Here is a 5,439-nt window from a genome sequence, read left to right as displayed (position 1 = left end):
GTTTTCGCCTTATTAACGATTCGATCCTCTCGGTCGAAAGCGGTTGAAAAGAGGTGTTGACAGCAGCGTGTAACGCTGTAGAATTCGCCTCCCGCTAACGAGAGATCGGAAGCGCAAGTGGTTGAAGTTAAAAAGGAAACTTTGAAAACTTCTTAAAAAAATCACTTGACAGCAAATGAGGCTGCTGTAGAATGCGCGCCTCGGTTGAGACGAAAGATCTTAACCAACCGCTCTTTAACAACTGAATCAAGCAATTCGTGTGGGTGCTTGTGGAGTCAGACTGATAGTCAAAAAGATTATCAGCATCACAAGTTACTCCGCGAGAAATCAAAGATGTAACCAACGATTGCTGAGCCAAGTTTAGGGTTTTCTCAAAACCCAAAGATGTTTGAACTGAAGAGTTTGATCATGGCTCAGATTGAACGCTGGCGGCAGGCCTAACACATGCAAGTCGAGCGGCAGCACGGGTACTTGTACCTGGTGGCGAGCGGCGGACGGGTGAGTAATGCCTAGGAATCTGCCTAGTAGTGGGGGATAACGTCCGGAAACGGGCGCTAATACCGCATACGTCCTACGGGAGAAAGTGGGGGATCTTCGGACCTCACGCTATTAGATGAGCCTAGGTCGGATTAGCTAGTTGGTGAGGTAATGGCTCACCAAGGCGACGATCCGTAACTGGTCTGAGAGGATGATCAGTCACACTGGAACTGAGACACGGTCCAGACTCCTACGGGAGGCAGCAGTGGGGAATATTGGACAATGGGCGAAAGCCTGATCCAGCCATGCCGCGTGTGTGAAGAAGGTCTTCGGATTGTAAAGCACTTTAAGTTGGGAGGAAGGGCAGTTACCTAATACGTGATTGTTTTGACGTTACCGACAGAATAAGCACCGGCTAACTCTGTGCCAGCAGCCGCGGTAATACAGAGGGTGCAAGCGTTAATCGGAATTACTGGGCGTAAAGCGCGCGTAGGTGGTTTGTTAAGTTGGATGTGAAAGCCCCGGGCTCAACCTGGGAACTGCATCCAAAACTGGCAAGCTAGAGTATGGTAGAGGGTGGTGGAATTTCCTGTGTAGCGGTGAAATGCGTAGATATAGGAAGGAACACCAGTGGCGAAGGCGACCACCTGGACTGATACTGACACTGAGGTGCGAAAGCGTGGGGAGCAAACAGGATTAGATACCCTGGTAGTCCACGCCGTAAACGATGTCAACTAGCCGTTGGGAGCCTTGAGCTCTTAGTGGCGCAGCTAACGCATTAAGTTGACCGCCTGGGGAGTACGGCCGCAAGGTTAAAACTCAAATGAATTGACGGGGGCCCGCACAAGCGGTGGAGCATGTGGTTTAATTCGAAGCAACGCGAAGAACCTTACCAGGCCTTGACATCCAATGAACTTTCTAGAGATAGATTGGTGCCTTCGGGAACATTGAGACAGGTGCTGCATGGCTGTCGTCAGCTCGTGTCGTGAGATGTTGGGTTAAGTCCCGTAACGAGCGCAACCCTTGTCCTTAGTTACCAGCACGTTATGGTGGGCACTCTAAGGAGACTGCCGGTGACAAACCGGAGGAAGGTGGGGATGACGTCAAGTCATCATGGCCCTTACGGCCTGGGCTACACACGTGCTACAATGGTCGGTACAAAGGGTTGCCAAGCCGCGAGGTGGAGCTAATCCCATAAAACCGATCGTAGTCCGGATCGCAGTCTGCAACTCGACTGCGTGAAGTCGGAATCGCTAGTAATCGCGAATCAGAATGTCGCGGTGAATACGTTCCCGGGCCTTGTACACACCGCCCGTCACACCATGGGAGTGGGTTGCACCAGAAGTAGCTAGTCTAACCTTCGGGAGGACGGTTACCACGGTGTGATTCATGACTGGGGTGAAGTCGTAACAAGGTAGCCGTAGGGGAACCTGCGGCTGGATCACCTCCTTAATCGACGACATCAGCTGCTTCATAAGCTCCCACACGAATTGCTTGATTCATTGAAGAAGACGATAGAAGCAGCTTTAAGCTCCAAGCTGATAGCTCCAAGCTAACAGTTACAAGCTCGAAATTGGGTCTGTAGCTCAGTTGGTTAGAGCGCACCCCTGATAAGGGTGAGGTCGGCAGTTCGAATCTGCCCAGACCCACCAATTTTGTTATGGGGCCATAGCTCAGCTGGGAGAGCGCCTGCCTTGCACGCAGGAGGTCAGCGGTTCGATCCCGCTTGGCTCCACCATAAACTGCTTCTGAAAGCTTAGAAATGAGCATTCACTTTGAATGTTGATTTCTAGTCTTTTGATTAGATCGTTCTTTAAAAATTTGGGTATGTGATAGAAAGATAGACTGAACGTTACTTTCACTGGTAACGGATCAGGCTAAGGTAAAATTTGTGAGTTCTCTTTTAATTAAGAATGCAAATTTTCGGCGAATGTCGTCTTCATAGTATAACCAGATTGCTTGGGGTTATATGGTCAAGTGAAGAAGCGCATACGGTGGATGCCTTGGCAGTCAGAGGCGATGAAAGACGTGGTAGCCTGCGATAAGCTTCGGGGAGTCGGCAAACAGACTTTGATCCGGAGATCTCTGAATGGGGGAACCCAGCCATCATAAGATGGTTATCTTGTACTGAATACATAGGTGCACAAGAGGCGAACCAGGGGAACTGAAACATCTAAGTACCCTGAGGAAAAGAAATCAACCGAGATTCCCTTAGTAGTGGCGAGCGAACGGGGACTAGCCCTTAAGTGGCTTTGAGATTAGCGGAACGCTCTGGAAAGTGCGGCCATAGTGGGTGATAGCCCTGTACGCGAAAATCTCTTAGTCATGAAATCGAGTAGGACGGGGCACGAGAAACCTTGTCTGAATATGGGGGGACCATCCTCCAAGGCTAAATACTACTGACTGACCGATAGTGAACTAGTACCGTGAGGGAAAGGCGAAAAGAACCCCGGAGAGGGGAGTGAAATAGATCCTGAAACCGTATGCGTACAAGCAGTGGGAGCAGACTTTGTTCTGTGACTGCGTACCTTTTGTATAATGGGTCAGCGACTTATTTTCAGTGGCAAGCTTAACCGAATAGGGGAGGCGTAGCGAAAGCGAGTCTTAATAGGGCGTCTAGTCGCTGGGAATAGACCCGAAACCGGGCGATCTATCCATGGGCAGGTTGAAGGTTAGGTAACACTGACTGGAGGACCGAACCGACTACCGTTGAAAAGTTAGCGGATGACCTGTGGATCGGAGTGAAAGGCTAATCAAGCTCGGAGATAGCTGGTTCTCCTCGAAAGCTATTTAGGTAGCGCCTCATGTATCACTGTAGGGGGTAGAGCACTGTTTCGGCTAGGGGGTCATCCCGACTTACCAAACCGATGCAAACTCCGAATACCTACAAGTGCCGAGCATGGGAGACACACGGCGGGTGCTAACGTCCGTCGTGAAAAGGGAAACAACCCAGACCGTCAGCTAAGGTCCCAAAGTTATGGTTAAGTGGGAAACGATGTGGGAAGGCTTAGACAGCTAGGAGGTTGGCTTAGAAGCAGCCACCCTTTAAAGAAAGCGTAATAGCTCACTAGTCGAGTCGGCCTGCGCGGAAGATGTAACGGGGCTCAAACCATACACCGAAGCTACGGGTATCACGTAAGTGATGCGGTAGAGGAGCGTTCTGTAAGCCTGTGAAGGTGAGTTGAGAAGCTTGCTGGAGGTATCAGAAGTGCGAATGCTGACATGAGTAACGACAATGGGTGTGAAAAACACCCACGCCGAAAGACCAAGGTTTCCTGCGCAACGTTAATCGACGCAGGGTTAGTCGGTCCCTAAGGCGAGGCTGAAAAGCGTAGTCGATGGAAAACAGGTTAATATTCCTGTACTTCTAGTTATTGCGATGGAGGGACGGAGAAGGCTAGGCCAGCTTGGCGTTGGTTGTCCAAGTTTAAGGTGGTAGGCTGGAATCTTAGGTAAATCCGGGGTTCTAAGGCCGAGAGCTGATGACGAGTTACCTTTTAGGTGACGAAGTGGTTGATGCCATGCTTCCAAGAAAAGCTTCTAAGCTTCAGATAACTAGGAACCGTACCCCAAACCGACACAGGTGGTTGGGTAGAGAATACCAAGGCGCTTGAGAGAACTCGGGTGAAGGAACTAGGCAAAATGGCACCGTAACTTCGGGAGAAGGTGCGCCGGTGAGGGTGAAGGACTTGCTCCGTAAGCTCATGCCGGTCGAAGATACCAGGCCGCTGCGACTGTTTATTAAAAACACAGCACTCTGCAAACACGAAAGTGGACGTATAGGGTGTGACGCCTGCCCGGTGCCGGAAGGTTAATTGATGGGGTTAGCTAACGCGAAGCTCTTGATCGAAGCCCCGGTAAACGGCGGCCGTAACTATAACGGTCCTAAGGTAGCGAAATTCCTTGTCGGGTAAGTTCCGACCTGCACGAATGGCGTAACGATGGCGGCGCTGTCTCCACCCGAGACTCAGTGAAATTGAAATCGCTGTGAAGATGCAGTGTATCCGCGGCTAGACGGAAAGACCCCGTGAACCTTTACTATAGCTTTGCACTGGACTTTGAATTTGCTTGTGTAGGATAGGTGGGAGGCTTTGAAGCGTGAACGCCAGTTTGCGTGGAGCCATCCTTGAAATACCACCCTGGCAACTTTGAGGTTCTAACTCAGGTCCGTTATCCGGATCGAGGACAGTGTATGGTGGGTAGTTTGACTGGGGCGGTCTCCTCCTAAAGAGTAACGGAGGAGTACGAAGGTGCGCTCAGACCGGTCGGAAATCGGTCGTAGAGTATAAAGGCAAAAGCGCGCTTGACTGCGAGACAGACACGTCGAGCAGGTACGAAAGTAGGTCTTAGTGATCCGGTGGTTCTGTATGGAAGGGCCATCGCTCAACGGATAAAAGGTACTCCGGGGATAACAGGCTGATACCGCCCAAGAGTTCATATCGACGGCGGTGTTTGGCACCTCGATGTCGGCTCATCACATCCTGGGGCTGAAGCCGGTCCCAAGGGTATGGCTGTTCGCCATTTAAAGTGGTACGCGAGCTGGGTTTAGAACGTCGTGAGACAGTTCGGTCCCTATCTGCCGTGGACGTTTGAGATTTGAGAGGGGCTGCTCCTAGTACGAGAGGACCGGAGTGGACGAACCTCTGGTGTTCCGGTTGTCACGCCAGTGGCATTGCCGGGTAGCTATGTTCGGAAAAGATAACCGCTGAAAGCATCTAAGCGGGAAACTTGCCTCAAGATGAGATCTCACTGGAACCTTGAGTTCCCTAAAGGGCCGTCGAAGACTACGACGTTGATAGGTTGGGTGTGTAAGCGCTGTGAGGCGTTGAGCTAACCAATACTAATTGCCCGTGAGGCTTGACCATATAACACCCAAGCAATTTGCTTAAGAAGCGAGTTGCGGTGTGTGAAGACGATACAAACCGAAAGTTTGCGAACACACAAATCTATTACATACCCATT

At 50.8% G+C, this 5,439-nt stretch carries 2 tRNA genes and 2 rRNA genes; all 4 read left to right on the top strand.

Features of this window, described 5'->3' with window-relative positions:
- The first annotated feature begins 390 nt into the window (after positions 1-390).
- The 4 genes from AC1RGE_RS31990 (at position 391) to AC1RGE_RS31975 (ending at position 5,342) form a co-directional block, all read left to right on the top strand.
- A 16S ribosomal RNA gene (locus AC1RGE_RS31990) occupies positions 391-1,929 on the top strand.
- 123 nt (positions 1,930-2,052) lie between these two features.
- A tRNA-Ile gene (locus AC1RGE_RS31985) sits at positions 2,053-2,129 on the top strand.
- A gap of 10 nt (positions 2,130-2,139) precedes the next feature.
- Positions 2,140-2,215, top strand: a tRNA-Ala gene (locus AC1RGE_RS31980).
- 233 nt (positions 2,216-2,448) lie between these two features.
- Positions 2,449-5,342, top strand: a 23S ribosomal RNA gene (locus AC1RGE_RS31975).
- The 16S and 23S rRNA genes sit together here with 2 tRNA genes alongside, the layout of an rRNA operon.
- The last annotated feature ends 97 nt before the right edge of the window (positions 5,343-5,439 follow it).

Source organism: Pseudomonas sp. GW823-FHT02C05, assembly GCF_058797595.1.
Note: the sequence above shows the minus strand (reverse complement) of the source record. Positions and strands in the feature narration are given on the sequence as shown.